The sequence below is a fragment of the Faecalibacterium prausnitzii genome, assembly GCF_019967995.1.
Classification (GTDB): domain Bacteria; phylum Bacillota; class Clostridia; order Oscillospirales; family Ruminococcaceae; genus Faecalibacterium; species Faecalibacterium prausnitzii_E.
Map to the genome: position 1 here is coordinate 636,448 of NZ_CP065377.1, position 17,392 is coordinate 653,839.

16 protein-coding genes and 1 riboswitch are annotated in these 17,392 nt (G+C 61.9%); of the genes, 8 read left to right on the top strand and 8 right to left on the bottom strand.

The window, feature by feature from the left end:
* Positions 1-25 precede the first annotated feature (25 nt).
* Genes I5P96_RS03060 through I5P96_RS03070 form a run of 3 tightly spaced genes read right to left on the bottom strand, consistent with a single transcriptional unit; the run spans position 26 to position 3,241 of the window.
* Positions 26-832 carry a TPM domain-containing protein gene (locus I5P96_RS03060; protein ID WP_223383055.1) on the bottom strand — a complete coding sequence of 269 codons (807 nt, stop codon included), beginning with the start codon at positions 830-832 and terminating at the stop codon, positions 26-28.
* 13 nt (positions 833-845) lie between these two features.
* Positions 846-1,943, bottom strand: coding sequence for a Trm112 family protein (locus tag I5P96_RS03065; protein WP_223383057.1), 1,098 nt, complete (start codon positions 1,941-1,943; stop codon positions 846-848).
* Positions 1,944-1,957: 14 nt separating this feature from the next.
* Complete coding sequence (locus I5P96_RS03070; protein WP_223383059.1) at positions 1,958-3,241, bottom strand: SPFH domain-containing protein; 1,284 nt, start codon at positions 3,239-3,241, stop codon at positions 1,958-1,960.
* A gap of 120 nt (positions 3,242-3,361) precedes the next feature.
* Positions 3,362-3,469: riboswitch (TPP riboswitch) on the top strand.
* A 176-nt stretch (positions 3,470-3,645) separates the two neighbouring features.
* Between I5P96_RS03070 and thiW the strand changes: the two genes are divergently transcribed.
* From thiW to thiC, 4 genes are all read left to right on the top strand, one after another.
* Positions 3,646-4,161: an energy coupling factor transporter S component ThiW gene (thiW, locus tag I5P96_RS03075; protein ID WP_097791352.1), complete on the top strand. Its 516-nt coding sequence runs from the start codon at positions 3,646-3,648 to the stop codon at positions 4,159-4,161.
* Positions 4,162-4,171: 10 nt separating this feature from the next.
* Positions 4,172-4,987, top strand: a complete 816-nt coding sequence (gene thiM / locus I5P96_RS03080) for a hydroxyethylthiazole kinase (RefSeq protein ID WP_223383062.1) — start codon at positions 4,172-4,174, stop codon at positions 4,985-4,987.
* Positions 4,971-5,603: a thiamine phosphate synthase gene (thiE, locus tag I5P96_RS03085; protein ID WP_223383064.1), complete on the top strand. Its 633-nt coding sequence runs from the start codon at positions 4,971-4,973 to the stop codon at positions 5,601-5,603. Before thiM ends, thiE begins: the two co-directional genes overlap by 17 nt.
* 354 nt (positions 5,604-5,957) lie before the next feature.
* Complete coding sequence (gene thiC / locus I5P96_RS03090; RefSeq protein ID WP_097791349.1) at positions 5,958-7,268, top strand: phosphomethylpyrimidine synthase ThiC; 1,311 nt, start codon at positions 5,958-5,960, stop codon at positions 7,266-7,268.
* A gap of 75 nt (positions 7,269-7,343) precedes the next feature.
* Here the strand turns inward: thiC and I5P96_RS03095 are convergent, their stop codons facing one another.
* From I5P96_RS03095 to I5P96_RS03115, 5 genes are all read right to left on the bottom strand, one after another.
* The gene (locus I5P96_RS03095) at positions 7,344-9,449 is read right to left on the bottom strand and encodes a heavy metal translocating P-type ATPase (RefSeq protein ID WP_223383066.1); all 2,106 of its coding nucleotides are present in this window, start codon (positions 9,447-9,449) and stop codon (positions 7,344-7,346) included.
* Positions 9,450-9,510: 61 nt separating this feature from the next.
* The gene (locus I5P96_RS03100; protein WP_223383067.1) at positions 9,511-9,798 is read right to left on the bottom strand and encodes a DUF6110 family protein; all 288 of its coding nucleotides are present in this window, start codon (positions 9,796-9,798) and stop codon (positions 9,511-9,513) included.
* Positions 9,799-9,990: 192 nt separating this feature from the next.
* Positions 9,991-10,146, bottom strand: coding sequence for a hypothetical protein (locus I5P96_RS03105; RefSeq protein ID WP_223383068.1), 156 nt, complete (start codon positions 10,144-10,146; stop codon positions 9,991-9,993).
* Positions 10,143-10,880 carry a response regulator transcription factor gene (locus I5P96_RS03110; RefSeq protein ID WP_118553968.1) on the bottom strand — a complete coding sequence of 246 codons (738 nt, stop codon included), beginning with the start codon at positions 10,878-10,880 and terminating at the stop codon, positions 10,143-10,145. The genes I5P96_RS03105 and I5P96_RS03110 overlap by 4 nt, the downstream gene beginning before the upstream one ends.
* Before the next feature lies 1 nt (position 10,881).
* Positions 10,882-11,961, bottom strand: coding sequence for an ATP-binding protein (locus tag I5P96_RS03115; protein ID WP_118553967.1), 1,080 nt, complete (start codon positions 11,959-11,961; stop codon positions 10,882-10,884).
* Positions 11,962-12,189: 228 nt separating this feature from the next.
* On the opposite strand from I5P96_RS03115, the gene I5P96_RS03120 reads away from it, so the two are divergent.
* The 4 genes from I5P96_RS03120 (at position 12,190) to I5P96_RS03135 (ending at position 17,122) form a co-directional block, all read left to right on the top strand.
* Positions 12,190-13,212, top strand: a complete 1,023-nt coding sequence (locus I5P96_RS03120; RefSeq protein WP_223383069.1) for a threonine aldolase family protein — start codon at positions 12,190-12,192, stop codon at positions 13,210-13,212.
* A 118-nt stretch (positions 13,213-13,330) separates the two neighbouring features.
* The gene (locus tag I5P96_RS03125) at positions 13,331-13,846 is read left to right on the top strand and encodes a PTS glucose transporter subunit IIA (protein WP_118553965.1); all 516 of its coding nucleotides are present in this window, start codon (positions 13,331-13,333) and stop codon (positions 13,844-13,846) included.
* Positions 13,847-14,033: 187 nt separating this feature from the next.
* A complete protein-coding gene (locus I5P96_RS03130; RefSeq protein ID WP_118553964.1) occupies positions 14,034-15,377 on the top strand; it encodes a dicarboxylate/amino acid:cation symporter in 1,344 nt (447 codons plus the stop codon).
* A gap of 230 nt (positions 15,378-15,607) precedes the next feature.
* Positions 15,608-17,122, top strand: coding sequence for a beta-glucuronidase (locus I5P96_RS03135; protein WP_223383070.1), 1,515 nt, complete (start codon positions 15,608-15,610; stop codon positions 17,120-17,122).
* The last annotated feature ends 270 nt before the right edge of the window (positions 17,123-17,392 follow it).

A 17,392-nucleotide genomic window follows, 5' to 3' on the forward strand; every position in this document is an offset into this window, starting at 1 on the left:
TCTTGCAGCAACACCTTTTTGGTTTTCAGAAGGAACCGCCCGACGAGCCGCCGAAGCCGTCGCTGTCGGTGGTGGAACCGCCGGAGTCGCTTTCGGGCTGGGGCGGGTCGTAGACCTCGACGCGGTCGGTGTGGGTGTAGCGGTCGGTCTTGACCCGCAGTTTGAGCCCGGCACCGATGTAGTCGTCGGCCTCGGTCTTGAGCTGGGCCGTCTTCATCCGGCTGTACAGGATGCCGCAGACCACGGCGGCGATGAGCATCGGGATGCCCACCACGATGAGGATGCCGATCAGGCCGAGGCCGCCGTCCGGGTCGTTGTCGTAATCCAGCGGCTCGCCGTTCTCGGCGTAGAAGTCCAGTGTGCTGGCGCAGAGGTCGATGTAGGTCTGGGCAGCATCGGCGTAGTCGCCGTCCGACAGCAGGGGCACGACCTCGTCTTCCAGCTGCTCGATGCGGTAGTCGGTAAAGGCGGTGACGCCCCCGCCGTAGGTGATGGTGACGTACTTGCGGGAGCCGAGAGCGATCATGAACAGGATGCCGCTTTTTCCGCTGCCGGAGCCAAGGGCGTTCTGCACATAATAGTTCTTGGCGTAGGCGCGCTGGTCGGTGTCGCCGATGCTGTCCACCGTGAGGAAATAGACGTCGCAGTCATGCCCGGCGGAAGCGTCCTCGGCGCTGGATTCCAGCTGGGCAAGGGTGTCGGCGTCGAACAGGCCGTACTCATCCCGCACAAGGGGCGCGTCGGCCAGTGCCGGGCAGGCGAGACAGGCCGCAAGGACCAGAGCGGCAAGGAATGCGCAGAGGCTGCGCAGGCAATGGGTGTGAGGATTCATTCTGCGCACCTCCTTATAAGTAGAGCAGCCAGGTGAGAAAGGCCATCAGCGGCAGGCTGATGGCGGCGAACCACGCGGCCACTTTGGCTTTGTCCACAGGCAGGTCGCCGATGAGCCGCCCGGTCTGGCCGTTCATCGCGAAGAGAAAGTCGTTGTCCTTCCAGCGGGTGTGGAGCATCCAGACCGGCAGCAAGGCGTAATGCGCCTTGAGCTTGCTGAGGTTGATGTCCTCGTGCAGGGTGTTGACCTCCGAATAGCCGTGGGTGGTCTCGTGCAGGGCCTGGGCTGTGGAGTTCAGCATCCGGGTGCGGGCCCGCTCGGCGCAGGCGTCGGAGTCCTCGTCGTAGCGGTCGGCCAGAAAGCCCGGCAGATACGCAGTGGAAAAGGGCTTCAGTTCGCTGTAATCAAACGGCTCAATGGCGTCCATGTGGGCGTTGGGCATCTTGCTGGAGCCGTCCACCGGAACGCGGGTGAAGACGGCGGTGCCCTCGCGCCGGACGTCGTAGTGCTTGGTGGTGGTCACGTTGTAGTCGCCCTCGCGGTGGCTCTCGGTCGTCAGGCCCTCGTAGCTGCCCCGCGCATCGGCCTCGGCATCGTAGAGCCAGAAAGGGACATAGACGCCCTGCAGCTCAGCGATGTGGTTCTGGCTCTTGAACGCCTTGGGCAGAAAGGCTTTGCCTTTATAGTAGTGGGTCAGCTGGGCGATGGCGGCATTCTTGTCCAGCTTGAAGGGCAGGATGTACTCCGGCTTGAGCTTGCCGGAGAGCTTGCCGCCCAGCACGGTGGGGTTGCCGCAGTAGGGACAGTTGGTGGCGGCGGTGGTGGCGTCGCAGACAAGCTCAGCCCCGCAGGTGGTGCAGGTGTAGCTGGTCAGGCTGGCGGCCTCCATCTCATCCCAGACAGGAGCGGCTGCTTTGCGCCGCGCCGCTTTTTTCTGGTCTGCCTCGGCGGCGGAGTCGGCCTTTTTCTGCTTGGCCGCGTACTGCGCCTCGATGTCTGCCACCTCATACGCCGAGCCGCAGTAGTCGCAGACGAGCTTGCCGGTGGCGCTGTCGAAATGCAGGGGGCCGGTGCAGGCCGGGCATTGGTAATTCGTTACTTTATCAGCCATTCAGGATGCCTCTCTCATGCGCCGAAGGGGCTGCCGCATTCCGGGCAGAACTTCGGCGGGTGGGCCGGGTCGGCAGGGGTGAAGCCGCAGTTCGGGCACTTGCCTGCGGGCTTCGGCTTGCCGCACTCGGAACAGAATTTGCCGCTGTTCTTTGCGCCGCAGCTGCACACCCAGACGGTGGGCGCTTCGGGCCGGGGCTTGCCGCAGGCGGTGCAGAACTTGCCGGTGTTGCCGCTCTGGCCGCAGGAGCAGGCCCAGCCGGAAGCCGGGGCGGCCGGCGGAGCGGGCTGCTGGGCCCCCATCTGGTAGAGGGTCTGGGCGTTGACACCGCCCGCTGCTGCCGCCTGATTGACCCCCATGAAGGCCATGGCCGGGCCGGCGGCGGTGTTGGAAGCAGCCGCCTGCATGGCAGCGGCCTGTGCGCCCACCAGATGAGCGGCTGCGCGGGTGGGGTCCATGAAGGCGGCACTGCGCTGCAGGTCCTTGATCATCTGTTCGTCTTCTTCGCTGGCCTTGACGCCGGACACGCCCAGCGAGACGATCTCGATGCCGCGCAGCTTGCTCCACTTGGCGCTGAGGGCCTGGTTGAGGGCATCGGCCAGCTCGGTGGTGTGGGCGGGCAGGGAGGAGTAGCGGATGCCCTGCTCGCTGATGCGGGCAAAAGCAGGCTGCAGGGCGGTCATCAGCTCGGTCTTGAGCTGGCCGTCCAGCGCGTCGCGGGTGTAGGCGTTTTCCACATTTCCGCAGACGTTGGTGTAAAACAGGATGGGGTTGACGATGCGGTAGCTGTACTCGCCAAAGCAGCGGATGGCGATGTCGAGGTCGATGCCGGCGCGCTGGTCCACCACCCGGAAGGGCACCGGGTTGGGGGTGCCGTACTTGTTGCCCACCAGCTCCTTGGTGTTGATGTAGTAGATGCGCTGGTCGGCGGCGGCCTGCCCGCCAAAGCCGAACCGCTTGCCCATCTCGGCAAAGACGCCGTCGATGTCCTTCAGCCCGCCGCTGAGCAGGGAGGGCTGGGTGCCGGTGCTGTAGGTGTATTCGCCCGGCTCGGCGCACAGCTCTACCACCTTGCCCTGCTCCACGATCAGGGCGCACTGGCCCTCCGCCACGGCCACGACGGAGCCGTCGGAGATGATGTTCTCATTGCCGTGCTTGTTGGCAGAGCGACGGTCGGTGCGCTTCTGCCCCTTGACGGCCAGCACTTCGGCCGGGAGGGCATCGCAATAGAAAAACTCTTTCCACTGGTCGGCCATCACGCCGGAGGCCGCGTTCATTGCAGCTTTTACAAGACCCATATTCCAAATCTCCTTTGAAGTGGTTTTGGTTGCGGAACTGTTCCTAGTATAGCACAGAAGCACTGCAAAAGGAAACTGCCTCTTGCAATTTTGGCGCGATGGGTGTAGAATACTCCCGACAACAAAATACAGGGGAGCTCGTCATGCGGGCTGAGAGGAAGTGCTCAAACTTCGACCCTTTTACCTGATGCGGATAATGCCGCCGTAGGAAGTCATCACGATGCGTTTTCACAGGGGCTTCCGCAGAGGGAGCTCCTGTTTTTGTTTTCTGCCGCAGCCGCCTTGTGGGCGGCTCCGGGCCGAGGGGGAGCGCCCTGGGCCTTGAATCGACGCGATGGGAAGCCGTGTTCCGGCGTGAGAGGAGACCAGAAAGTCTCGACCGCTTTGCAATAGGAGGAATCCTCATGAAAGCACTCTCTACGAAAAAGCTGGCTCTGGCCGGGATGCTCTGCGCCCTGGCCGTTGTGGGCAGCGTGTTCAGCTTCCCCATTTTTGGCAGCAAATGCGCCCCGGTGCAGCACATGGTCAACATCCTGTGCGCTGTGCTGCTGGGCCCCTACTACGGCATCGGCGTGGCCTTTGTGGCCTCGCTGCTGCGCAACCTGCTGGGTCTGGGCAGCCTGATGGCCTTCCCCGGCAGCATGTTCGGTGCCTTGCTGTGCGGCATCGTCTACCACAAGACCGAAAAGCTGCTGCCCACTCTGGTGGGTGAGGTGTTCGGCACCTCCATCCTGGGCGGGCTGTGCGCCTACCCGGTGGCCATCCTGCTGATGGGCAAGAGCGCGGGCGATATCGCATTCTATGCCTACATCGTGCCCTTCCTCGTCTCGACCGCAGGCGGTGCGGTCATTGCAGGTGTGCTGCTGGCCGCGCTGCAGCGCTCCGGCGCTCTGCGCTCCATGCAGACCAGCCTGAGCTGAGGAGGGCACCGTGACAGCGTTTGGAGCTCTTTTCGACCGGGTGCGGGAAACCTCGCCCCTCGTCCACTGCATCTCGAATCTCGTCAGCGCCAACGACTGCGCCAACATTGTGCTGGCGGCCGGGGCGTCGCCCATCATGGCGGATGACCCGGAGGAGGTGGAGGAGATCACGGCGCTGAGCCGGGCCCTCTGCCTGAGTCTGGGCACCCCGAGCCCCCGCAAAGCCGAGGCCATGGTCAAAGCGGGCCGCACCGCCGCCCGGCTGGGCCTGCCGGTGGTCTTTGACCCGGTGGGCGTGGGCGCATCGCAGTTCCGCCAGAGCATCGCGGCCGAGGTGCTGCGGGAAGTGCCCGTCACCGTGCTGCGGTGCAACGCCTCGGAGCTGCAGGCGCTGAGCGGGCTTGCGCAGGTCTCACGCGGGGTGGATGCCGGCAAGACCCTGCCGCCGGAGGCCCTGCGGCCGCTGGCTGAGCAGTTTGCCGCGCAGCACCACTGCGTCGCGGCAGTGACAGGGGCCGAGGACATCGTGACGGACGGGAAGACGACCCACATCCTCCGCAACGGCACTCCGCTGCTGCGGCGGGTGACCGGGGCGGGCTGTATGCTGTCGGTCCTGACGGCGGCTTTCGTGGGGGCCAACCCCGACCGCCCGCTGGCCGCGGCGGCGGCCGCCGTCTGTGCGATGGGCCTTTGCGGCGAGACTGCCGCTGCCCGCCTGACCGGCGAAGAGGGCACCGGAACGCTGCGCATGTATCTGATGGATGCCGTGTCCAACCTGACCGGCGAACAACTTGACCAAGGAGCAAACGATGAACTGTACTGCTGAGATGTTGCGGCTCTATGCCGTGACCGACCGCGCCTGGGTGGGCGAACAGACCCTGCCCCAGCAGGTGGAAGCTGCCCTGAAGGGCGGAGCCACCTGTGTGCAGCTGCGGGAAAAAGATCTGGGCGACGCGGCCATTCTGGCAGAGGCGCTGGAGATCTCCGCCCTCTGCAAACGGTACGGTGTGCCGTTCATTCTGAACGACAACGTGGCGCTGGCCAGGCAGTGCGGGGCCGACGGTGTGCATCTGGGGCAGGAGGACATGGACCCTGCCGAAGCCCGGCGCATCCTTGGCCCGGAGGCCATCATCGGCGTGTCGGCCCACAATGTGGCCGAAGCCAGAGCCGCTGTGGAGGCCGGTGCGGACTATCTGGGCTGCGGGGCCATGTTTGCGACCGCCACCAAGACGAATGTGACCGCCCTGCCCAAAGAGACGCTGCGGGACATCTGCGCGGCGGTCCCCATCCCGGTGGTCGCCATCGGCGGCATCCATAAGCAGAATCTGCTCAGCCTCGCCCACTGCGGCGAAGCCGGTGTGGCGCTGGTCAGTGCCATCTTCGCGGCTAAGGATATCGAGGCTGAGTGCAGGGAATTGAGAGCATTGGTAGAACAGTTATAAAGTTGTCCTTCGTACAACCTCTCAGTCTCGCTCACGCTCGACAGCTCCCCTGGTAGGGGAGCCTCTGGCGAAACCGGAGACTTTGCAAGGACTGCCAAGGCCTCCCCTACAAGGGGAGGTGGCATTGCGAAGCAATGACGGAGAGGTTGTAGGGAGGAAATTATAATCTCGGCAGACCGGGGGCACCACCTTCTGCCGGAACAGACTTCATGCAAAGGAGCTTTGACATGAACACCGCAGGGTTTGTCTGCGGAGGCGCCGGAAACCACCCGTTTGATGGGCGAAGTCCGGCTCTTTCGTAACGATAGAAAAAAGAGCAAGAGCGTATCGACTTGTCAAACTGGAGGTAACAAGATGCAGAATTACACCACACAGATGGACGCGGCCCGCAAGGGCATCGTGACCAAGGAAATGGAGATCGTCGCCCAGAAGGAGTACCGCACCACGGAGGAGATCCGTCAGCTGGTGGCCGAGGGCAAGGTCGCCATCCCGGCCAACAAGCACCACACCTGCCTGAACCCGGAGGGCATCGGCAGCATGCTGCGCACCAAGATCAACGTCAATCTGGGCGTCTCCCGCGACTGCAAGGATTACAACATCGAGATGCAGAAGGTGATGAGCGCCGTGAACATGGGCGCAGAGGCCATTATGGATCTGTCCAGCCACGGCAACACCCAGCCCTTCCGCCAGAAGCTGACCCACGAGTGCCCGGTCATGATCGGCACCGTGCCGGTGTATGACTCGGTCATCCACTACCAGCGCGACCTCGCCACCCTGACGGCGCAGGACTTCGTGGATGTGGTCCGCCTGCACGCAGAGGACGGCGTGGACTTCGTCACCCTGCACTGCGGCATCACCCGCAAGACCATCGAGCAGATCCGCACCCACAAGCGGAAGATGAACATCGTCAGCCGCGGCGGCTCGCTGGTCTTTGCCTGGATGTGCATGACCGGCAACGAGAACCCGTTCTACGAGCACTTCGATGAGATCCTGGACATCTGCGAGGAGCACGATGTGACCGTCTCGCTGGGCGACGCCTGCCGCCCCGGCTGCCTGGCTGATGCCACCGACGTCTGCCAGATCGAGGAGCTGGTCCGTCTGGGTGAGCTGACCAAGCGCGCCTGGGCCCACAACGTGCAGGTCATGGTCGAAGGCCCCGGCCATGTGCCCCTGAATCAGGTCGCCGCCAACATGGAAGTCCAGAAGAGCATCTGCATGGGTGCGCCCTTCTATGTGCTGGGACCCCTCGTCACCGACATCGCCCCCGGCTACGACCACATCACGGCCGCCATCGGCGGCGCAGTGGCAGCAGCCAGCGGTGCAGCTTTCCTGTGCTATGTGACCCCCGCCGAGCATCTGGCACTGCCCAATGTGGACGATGTGAAGCAGGGCATCGTGGCTTCCAAGATCGCCGCCCATGCCGCTGACATCGCCAAGGGCATCCCCCATGCCCGCGACATCGACGACAAGATGGGCGATGCCCGCCGTGTGCTGGACTGGGATGCACAGTTTGCCTGTGCCATCGACCCGGAGACCGCCAAGGCCATCCGCGACGCCCGCCTGCCCGAAGACGACCACAGCGACACCTGCTCCATGTGCGGCAAGTTCTGCGCCGTCCGCAGCATGAACAAGGCTCTGGCCGGTGAATACATCGACATCCTGTAAGTTCTTCCTCTTTCAATAGAAACACAAAGCCCCCTGCACGCGGTATGTGCAGGGGGCTTTGCTGTTGGCTGGCGGTCAGTCTTCGAGCTGCGGTGCAGAAGAAGGCTTCTGGATGAGGTTCGTCATGCTCCGGAGGCTGATGCCGATGGTGGACAGGTTGTGCAGCATGGCTGAAGCGGCAGGCTGCAGGATGCCCAGAGCCCCCAGCGCGATGAGGGTGGAGTTGAAGCTGAGCACGAAGCGGTAGTTCGAGCTGACGCGGTGCTGCAGCGCATTGGCGATGGTCTTGAGGGTGACCAGCTCTTCCAGGCTGTCGGCCTTGATGGTGACATCCGCGATCTCGCGGGCGATGGCAGCGCCGGAGTTGATGGCGATGCCGATGTCCGCAGCCGAAAGGGCGGGGGAGTCGTTGATGCCGTCGCCGATCATGACGACGGTGTGGCCCTCAGCTTTGGCCTTCTGGACGAAGTTGGCCTTGTCTTCGGGCAGGACTTCCGCGAAGAACTGGTCCACGCCCACCTGCCGGGCAATGGCCTCGGCGGTGCGGTAGCTGTCGCCGGTCATCATCACGGCGTTCCGGATGCCCAGCTTGTGCAGCTGGCGCAGCACGGAAGCGGCTTCGGGGCGGAGGGGGTCTGCGATGCAGATGACGCCCACCAGCTGGCCGGAAGCGGCCATGTACAGGTGCGAATACTCGGCGGGCATCTGGTCGAACTTTTCCTGCTCGTCAGCGGGAACGATGCAGTGCTCGTCCTCAAAGACGAAATGGTAGCTGCCGATGACCACCCGCTCGCCGCCGACCCGGCTGGCAATGCCGTGGGCCACGATGTATTCCACTTCGGAGTGCATCTCTTCGTGGGCCAGACCCTGCTCTCTGGCGGCGCGGACCACCGCGTTGGCCATGGAGTGGGGGAAATGCTCTTCCAGACAGGCGGCCAGACGGAGCACATCGTCCTTCTCGCTGTTGCTGAAGGGGATGATGTCCACCACCTGCGGGGTGGCGCGGGTCAGGGTGCCGGTCTTATCGAAGACGATGGTGTCGGCCTTGGCCAGCGCTTCCAGATACTTGCCGCCCTTGACCGTGATGTGGGCTGTGCCGCACTCCCGCATGGCGGAGAGGACCGCCAGCGGCATCGAGAGCTTGAGCGCACAGGAGAAGTCCACCATCAGGATGGAGATGGCGCGGGTGACGTTGCGGGTGAGCGCATAGGTGACGACCGTGCCGGCCAGACACCAGGGCACCAGCTTGTCGGCCAGCTCCAGTGCGCGGTTCTCGGTGCTGGATTTGAGCTTTTCGGATTCCTCGATCATGGCCACGATCTTGTCGTAGCGGTTGGCGCCGCCTGCGGCCTTGGCGAGGAAGACGCATTCGCCCTCCTCCACGACGGTGCCTGCATAAACGGTGGCACCTTTTGCCTTGCGCACCGGCATGGATTCGCCGGTCAGAGCGGCCTGGTTGACCATGGCCTCGCCTTCGATGACGGTGCCGTCCAGCGGCACCATGTTGCCGGAGCGGACCACGATCTCATCGCCGGGCTGAACTTTGGTCAGGGGCAGGAGCACCTCGGTGCCCTGACTGCGCACCCAGACTTTGTCCACATTCAGAGCCATGCTGCGGGCCAGGTCGTCCAGACTCTTCTTGCGGGTCCACTCTTCCAGCAGAGAACCAAGGTTCAGCAGGAACATGACGGAACCGGCGGTGCTGAAGTCGCCGCGCAGGACGGAAACGCCGATGCTCAGAGCGTCCAGCACCTCGACTTCCAGCCTGCGGCGGAGCAGACACCGGACCCCTTTCCAGACAAAAGCGATGGAGCGCCAGACTGTGTAGGCGGCGCGGATGGGTGCGGGCAGGAACAGCTTGCGGAAGAAGTGGCCCGCCACGAGGTCGCACATCTTCTCCTGATACTCCTGATTGAGCTTCCGGCTGTCGGCGGTGGTGACAAGGGCGTCCAGCTCCGGCTGGTCGAATTTGTAGCGGCTCAGCGCCTGGACTGCATCGGCGCGTCTGCCGCGGTAATACAGGACCACATCGCCGGTCCGCTCGTAGACGGTGGCCTTCTCGATGGCATCGTGGTGGTTGAGATAGGCTTCCAGCACATCGGCGCGGTGCAGGGTCATCCGCACATTGCAGACATGCACGCGCATCCGGCCCCGGCCCTCATGTAAAATGGTGCATTTCATGGTTACGTTATACCTTCCTCAATAGAAAGAGCCGCCCGCAGGCGGCTCAAGCGCTCAAAAATTATTCAGCGTCCTCGGCGGCAGCAGCCTCTGCGGCTTCGTCCTCGATGACGGCGGCCTCTGCCTTGGCGGCGCGGGCCTCGTTGATGGCCTTTGCGTCGGCCAGGATGTCACCGGCCTGCTCCTGGACCTTGTTGACGGTCTCCATGGTGGAGTCCTTCATGCGCAGGACGGCTGCGGTGGTCTGGGTGTAGACCTTTTTGGCATCGCTGCTGGACAGGATCTTGAAGCCTGCCGAACCAAACACAACGCCGCCGACGAACAGTGCGATCTTTTTCACATCTACCATAATCGTTTTCCTACCTTTATTCATGTTATTGCAAGCCCCGGATGGGGCGAAAAACCGAACAGCCTTGCTGTTTCTGCGGATATTGTAGCACGGATTTTGGAATTTTCAAGGGATTTTCAAAATGTTAATCTATATAAACTTTTTACGTACCGTAGTTTGAAATGCCTATCCCTAGGTGGATTTTCCGCCGGACTACAGTTTGTAATCAAAAACAAACCGGCAAGCGCCGCTCAGCTGCCCCAGAAGCAAAAAGGCCCCGGCTCCGCCAAGGGCCGCAAAGGGCCGGAAGCGGGGCAGGGCCAGCATCAGGCAGTAGGTGAAAGCAAACAGGATCAGAGCAAGCGTCATGCGTTCTCCTCGTGGTCGGCGGGGGCGTCCGGGCCGTCGTGGTCGGCATCGATCATCCGGTAGCCCACGCCGAGTTCGTTCATGATGTAGTTGTTGTGGCCGGGGCGGCTGCCCAGCTTGCGGCGGATGTTGGCCATGTTGACCTGCAGCTTTTTGGTGCTGCCGCAGTCGGTATCGCCCCAGATGGCCCGGACGATGGCGGGGTAGGTCATCACCCGGCCCGCATGTTCGGAGAGGAAGGCCACGATGTTGTATTCGGTCTGGGTCAGCTTGATCTCCTCCCCGCCCACATAGACCTTGCGCCGCTCGTACTGGATGAGCAGGTCCTGCGCCTGAAAGACGCCGGTGGGGTTGGAGCTGAAGCGGTTGAGCCGCAGTGCGGCCCGCACCCGCGCCAGCAGCTCGCCGGTGCTGAAGGGTTTGGTGATGTAGTCGTTCGCGCCAAGGTCCAGCGCTTCGATCTTGTCTGCCTCGGTGGTGCGGGCCGACAGCACGATGATGGGCGTCATGAACTTCTGGCGCACATAGTGGATGAGCTCGCGGCCGTCGCGGTCGGGCAGGCCCAGGTCCAGGATGATGAGGTCGGGCAGATAGGAGGTGAAGATGGATTTGCCCAGCTCACAGGTGGGGGCTACATAGGTCTTGTAGCCGTTGGTGTCCAGCAGGGTATAGATGAAGCTGCAGATGGTGGGTTCGTCTTCAACGATGAGGATCTTGAATTTGTTGTTGCTCATTTCAGATGTTTTCCTCCAGATCAGTGGATTCGTCCGTGGATTCGGTCTCCAGCCAGAAGCGGATGGTGGTGCCTTCGCCGGGGCGGCTCTCGGCCTTGATCTCGCCGCCGTGGGCCTTGACGATGGCCGCGCACACCGCAAGGCCGATGCCCATGCCGTGCTTGCCGGGGCTGGCCGTGTCGTCGGCGGGCAGCATCCGGGTGAACAGCCCTTTCAGCCGCTCTTTGGGGATGCCGCAGCCGTCATCCGAGACTTCAAAGATGGCGTGGTCGCCCAGCGTAAAGACCCGGAGGGTCAGCCTGGTCATTCCCTCGGCGTGGAGCACGGCGTTTTCCAGCAAGTTCATCAGCACCTGCGAGATGAGCATCGAGTCCATCGGGATGACCACGAAGCTGTCGGGCAGGTCTACCGTGACGTTCACGTCCGGGTAGTGCTTCTGGAACCGCACCAGCACGGTGTCGATCAGCTCTTCCAGCACGGTGGGGGTCTTCTGCACCGAGACGGTGCCGGTGTCGAACCGGGTGACCGACAGCAGGTTCTCCACCATCCGGTTGAGCCACTGGGCGTCCGAACAGACTTCGCCGAGAAGTTTTAATTTCTGCTCTTTGGCCAGCGAGTCATAATTTTCAATGACCGTGGAGCAGGCACCGTAGATGGAGGTGAGGGGCGTGCGCAGGTCGTGGGAGACCGCGCGCAGAAGGTTGGCGCGCATCTTCTCGGTCTCGCTCTCCATCCGGAGCTGCTCCTGCAGCTTGATGCGGGTGGTAAGGGTGCTGGTCATGATGGAGACGACCAGCATCACCAGCGCGGAGAACAGGTTCTCCGGCAGGGTGAAGTTGAAGGCAAAGTAGGGCGAGCGAAAGGCAAAGTTGACCGCCAGCACACACAGCAGCGAGGCGGCCAGACCCCACAGATAACCATCGGTATACATCGAGATGAGAAAGACGGCCAGCACGAAGACCATGGAGGCTACGCCGTCGATCCGTCCGCTGAGCACCTGGATGCCGGACACCACCAGAAAGGCCGACGTGATGCCGGACAGCATCACCAGTGCATCGTGCCTGCGGGTGGAAGATCTCATAGAAATGTCTCCTTTCGGATGGATATTCGTTCGGTGTTCAAAGTATACCACACCGGCGGCTAAGAAACAGCAAAGGAGTCGGGAACAGGTGCCGAATGCCGCAGAGCCTGCCCCGATCATAGCACAAAAAGCGGAACGGTGCGAGCGCGGGCCGGGTTTTGCTGTTTGACATTTCCGCTGCAAAAGCATATCATAAAGGTACCTATTATAGAGAGGATGCAGAACACGATGTTTTACTTTGAGAACGACTACTGCGAGGGAGCCCATCCGGCCATCCTGCAAAAGCTGATGGAGACCAACTTTGAAAAGGTGTCCGGCTATGGCACCGACCCCTACTGTGCCAGCGCGAGGGAGAAGATCCGCGCCGCCTGTGCCTGCCCGGAAGCGGATGTGACCTTCATCTCCGGCGGCACCCAGACCAATGCCATCGTCATCGCGTCGATGCTGCACCGGTGGGAAGGGGTCGTGGCAGCTTCCACGGGCCATGTCAACGGCCACGAGGCCGGGGCCATCGAGTACACCGGCCACAAGGTGCTGGGCCTGCCCCACAAGAACGGCAAGCTGAACGCTGCCGACGTCCGCGACTTCTGCGCCACCTTCTACGCAGACGGCAACCACGACCACATGGTCTTCCCCGGCATGGTGTACATCTCCCACCCCACCGAGTACGGCACCCTTTACACCAAAGCCGAGCTGCAGGCGCTGCACGACGTCTGCCAGATGTACCACATGCCCCTCTTTGTGGACGGTGCCCGCCTGGGCTACGGTCTGGCGGCGGAGGGTACGGACGTCACCCTGCCCGACCTGGCCCGGCTGGCGGATGTCTTCTACGTCGGCGGCACCAAGGTGGGCGCCCTCTGCGGCGAGGCCGTCGTCTTCCCCCATGGGGCACCGGCACATTTCATGACCATGGTGAAACAGCAGGGCGCTCTGCTGGCAAAGGGCCGCCTGCTGGGGCTTCAGTTCGATGTCCTCTTCACGGATGACCTGTACCAGACCATCAGCCGGAACGCCATCGCCACGGCCAACGCCCTGAAGCAGGGGTTGGCCGCTAAGGGCTACCGCTTCTTCCTGGATTCGCCCACCAACCAGATCTTCATCGTTTTCTCCAACGAGCAGCTGGCGGCGCTGGAGGGCAAGGCCAAATTCGGCTTCTGGGAGAAGTTCGATGACACCCATACCGTCATGCGCATCGCCACCAGCTGGGCCACCCGGATGGAGGAGATCGACGGCCTGCTGGCCCTGCTGTAAGTGTCAAACATCGGTCCGTCTCTTTGTGCAGGATGCGGATTGCAATTTCCGGCACAGTATGATATCTTTATTCAGATGAAGGTCGCGCTGTGTGCAGCGCAGAAAGAAGGGTAATGATATGGGCTTTTTTGATAAGTTGTTCGGCGGCAAGAATGCAGCCGAGACGAAATTCAAGGGCGAAAAGAAGACGGTGATGATGCCGCTGGCAGGCAAGGTCATCCCGCTGGAGGAGCTGCCGGACGAGACGTTCGCATCGGCCATTCTGGGCGGCGGCTGCGGCATCGAACCCACCGGGGATACCGTTTACGCACCGTTTGACGGCACCGTCACACAGGTGCCCGAAAGCCTGCACGCGGTGGGCCTGATGAGCGATGACGGCATCGAGCTGCTCATCCATGTGGGCATGGATACCGTGGAGATGAAGGGCAACGGCTTCACCTCTCTGACGAAGGAAGGCTCCAAGGTCAAGGCGGGCACCCCGCTGCTCAAGGTCGACCTCGACGCCATCCGCGCCGCCGGTCATCCCACGGCAACGGCCATCATCGTGACCAACGGCGACGACCTGTCCGAAATGTCGGTCGTGGCCTCCGGCGACACCGCCATCGGTGTGCCGCTGCTCAAGTTCAAGGCATAAGTGTTCCCACCCGGAAGAGCTTCTTCCGGGTGTTTTTTTTTTGCGGTCAGCGTCTTAAAAGTATGACTATTGAAAGAAAATACCGAATTTGGTCTGTTTTTTTCTTGAAGCGGGGAACGGCTTATGATAGGATAGATAAAGTGCGGGCCTGGGCCCGGTATCACCAAGGATTGTGAGGAAAGGTATTATGGAAACGAAAAAACCTGGTATGTCTTTAGCAAAACGAATGGCCATTTCGCTGGTCTGCGGCCTGGCGGCGGGCCTCGCCTTCATGTTCCTGCGCGAGAGCCTCATCTCCGGCGGGAAGAGTGAAATCTGGACCACGATCAACGAGCTCCTGTTCCAGGATATCACCGCAGAGGGCGCAGAGCGCTCCTTCGGCATCTTCTATATCATCGGCCAGCTCTTTATCAAGGCGCTGCAGCTGGTCATCATCCCGATGGTGTTCACCTCCATCGCGCTGGCCATCGGCAGCATTGCCGACACCCGCACCATGGGGCGCATCTCGGCCAAGACCCTGTTCTGGTTCCTGCTGTGCTCTTTCCTGGCTTTGCTGCTGGCCAGCAGCGTGGGCTACATCACCTTCTCGATGGGGCTGTTCAACACCCACATCGAGGGCCTGACCGAGGCCACCGGCTCCACCGGCTCCAACCCGCTGAACGTGGTGCTGAACATCATCCCCTCCAACATCATCACGGCCTTTGGCAGCAATGGTGCAGTCCTGAGCGCCGTCTTCCTGGCAGTGGCCACCGGCCTGAGCATGAATGCGCTGGGCGAGAGCCGCACCGCCACCCTGCGCCGGCTGCTGGGCGAGGTGAATGACGTGGTGGTCGTCTTCCTGAACTTCATCGTCAGCAAATTTGCTCCTTTTGCCGTCTTTGTGCTGCTCACCCGCACCTTTGCCATCTACGGCATCAACTACCTCAAGCCGGCACTGGTCTATGTGGTGGTCACGGTGATCCTGCTGCTGGTCTTCCTGGTGGTGGCCTACCCGCTGGTGATCGCTCTGGGTGCCAAGCTGAACCCCATCACCTTCATCCGCAAGATCGCCAATGTGGCTGTGTTCGGTTTCTCGACCTCGTCCAGCGCCGCCACCCTGCCCCTGAACATCAAGGTCTGCGAGGAGGAGTTCGGCGTGGATGAGAGCATCGCCTCCTTCGTGCTGCCTCTGGGCATGACCATCAATATGGACGGCACCGCCATCATGCAGGTCATCGCCACCGTCTTCATCGCGGGCTGCGCCGGTTATACAGTCACTCCCGGCCAGCTGGTGGTCGTGGCCCTGCTGGCTCTGCTGGCCTCGGTGGGCACCCCGGCTGCTCCCGGTGCAGGTGCCGTCATCCTCTTCACCATCCTGTCCGGCGTGGGCTTCGTCAACGACGGCGCTCTGCTGGCCTACTCCCTCATTCTGGCCATCAACCGTCCCATCGAGATGCTCGTCACCTCGCTGAACGTCGTCGGCGATGCCGTCGCCAGCATCTGTGTCGCCAGGAGCGAGGGCCTGCTGAAGGAAGAGGTCTACAACAAGTAATGGGATGAGGCTGCGCCCCATCTGAAATCGAAAAAGGCTCCGTCCCCCTCGCTGCCTCAGCGAAACGGGACGGAGCTTTTCTTGTGTTTTGCCGAGAACAGCGTCCGTGGCAGCTCATTTCTTCAAAATTGAAATATTTTACGGTTTTATCACGAAATCGTCCTCATGGTCTGGCCGAAAAAATGGTATTATGGATGCAGACAAAAAATTTGAGAAAAGGAGAATTTCCCATGGCACAATTCGTGAACCTGAACCCCGGCTCCCTGCGCGAGCTGCACATTGGCAACGAGCGGCTGGTCTCCTACAACGTCGAGATGACCGAAGTCACCGGCGGCACCTTCTGGAAGGCCTACACTCCCGCTCAGATCGCGGGCACAGAGCCGTTCGTCCTCAAGGGCGGCTTCCTCGGCAACGCGACCGCAAGCACCGACCTGATGCAGTATTATGATCCCATCGACCTCTCTGACAAGAAGCTGCGCAAGCTGGCCAAAGAGATCGGCCCGGCCTGGGTGCGCGTGTCCGGCACCTGGTCCACCAAGACCTATTACGACTTCGACGGCCACACGAACGGCGTCATCCCGGAGGGCTACAACGCCATCCTGACCCGCGAGCAGTGGCTCGGTGTGCTGGATTTCTGCAAGGACATCGGCGCAAAGCTCCTGATCTCAGTGGCTGACTGTGAGGGTCTGCACCACGCCGACGAGCCCTGGAACCCCAGCCAGGCAGAGCAGATCTTTGCCCTGAGCAAGGAGTACGGCAAGGCCATCGACGCGGCTGAGTTCGTCAACGAGCCCAACCTGCTGGCTATGTCCGGCTGCCCCAAGGGCTACACTACCGAGCAGTATGTCCGCGATCAGGACATTTTTATCCGCTGGCTGCATGAGAACTACCCCGACTGCCCCTTTGTCGGCCCCTGCTCCACCGAAGGTGTGCTGAAAAAGCACGGCGAGAAGGCACAGGGCGGCGGAGTCGGCGATATCCTGCCCCAGTGCTCGACCGACGACCTGATGAAGGGTGCCCAGGAGAAGCTGGACGTTTACAGCTACCACTATTACAATGGCGTGTCCGAGCGTCTGGAGCCTGTGATGCCGTTTGCCCACTGGAAAGCCGACAAGGCACACACCGAAGAGTATCTGGCGGTCGCCTCCAATATGGCAAAGTTCCACGCCGAAAAGCGGGACATCTACTGCCCCGGCGGCGAGATGTGGGTCACCGAAGCAGGCGACGCGGGCGGCGGCGGCGACACCTGGGCTTCCACCTATCTGGATGTCTTCCGCACCCTGAACGAGCTGGGCAGCTTCTCGGTCGTGACCAGAGGCATCATCTTCCACAACACCCTGGCCTCCAGTGACTACGGCTATCTGAAGCCCGAAGTCTTTGACCCGCGCCCCAACTACTTCGCGGTGCTGCTCTGGAACCGCCTGATGGGCACCACCGTCTACGACGCCGCGGAGCCTATCCGTGAGGGTGCGCACGTCTATGCCCACTCCCGTGCGGACGGCAAGCCGGGCAAGGCATATCTGGTCATCAACAACAGCCTGACGGATACCACCACCGTCACCCTGCCGAAGGAAGCGGAGGTCTACCAGCTCTCCGCCGAGACCCTGCGCTCCCAGACCATGCTCTGCAACGGCAAGGCGCTGGTCCTTGGCGAAGGCGATGCGCTGCCGGAGATCACCCCGGCAGCAGCTCCGGCGGGCGAACTCGTTCTGCCTGCTGCGACCTGCACGTTTATTGTGCTGTGATCCTTACATTGTAAAATAGGATGAACGAAGCCCCACGATATTGCAATATCGTGGGGCTTCTTGTCAACCGTCGGAATCTGTGGTATCCTGTAATTGCCGTTCCCCCTGCCCCTCCACTGGGAAGGAGGTGAACTCGATGAATGCGGTAATTTCTTTCGCACTGTCCGTCGCAGCAGGTATTGTATCGTACTATATCTGCAAGTGGCTTGACGAACAGTTCTTTATGAACGGCAAGCACTGACCCAACGCAGCAAGAAGCCCTTCGGTACT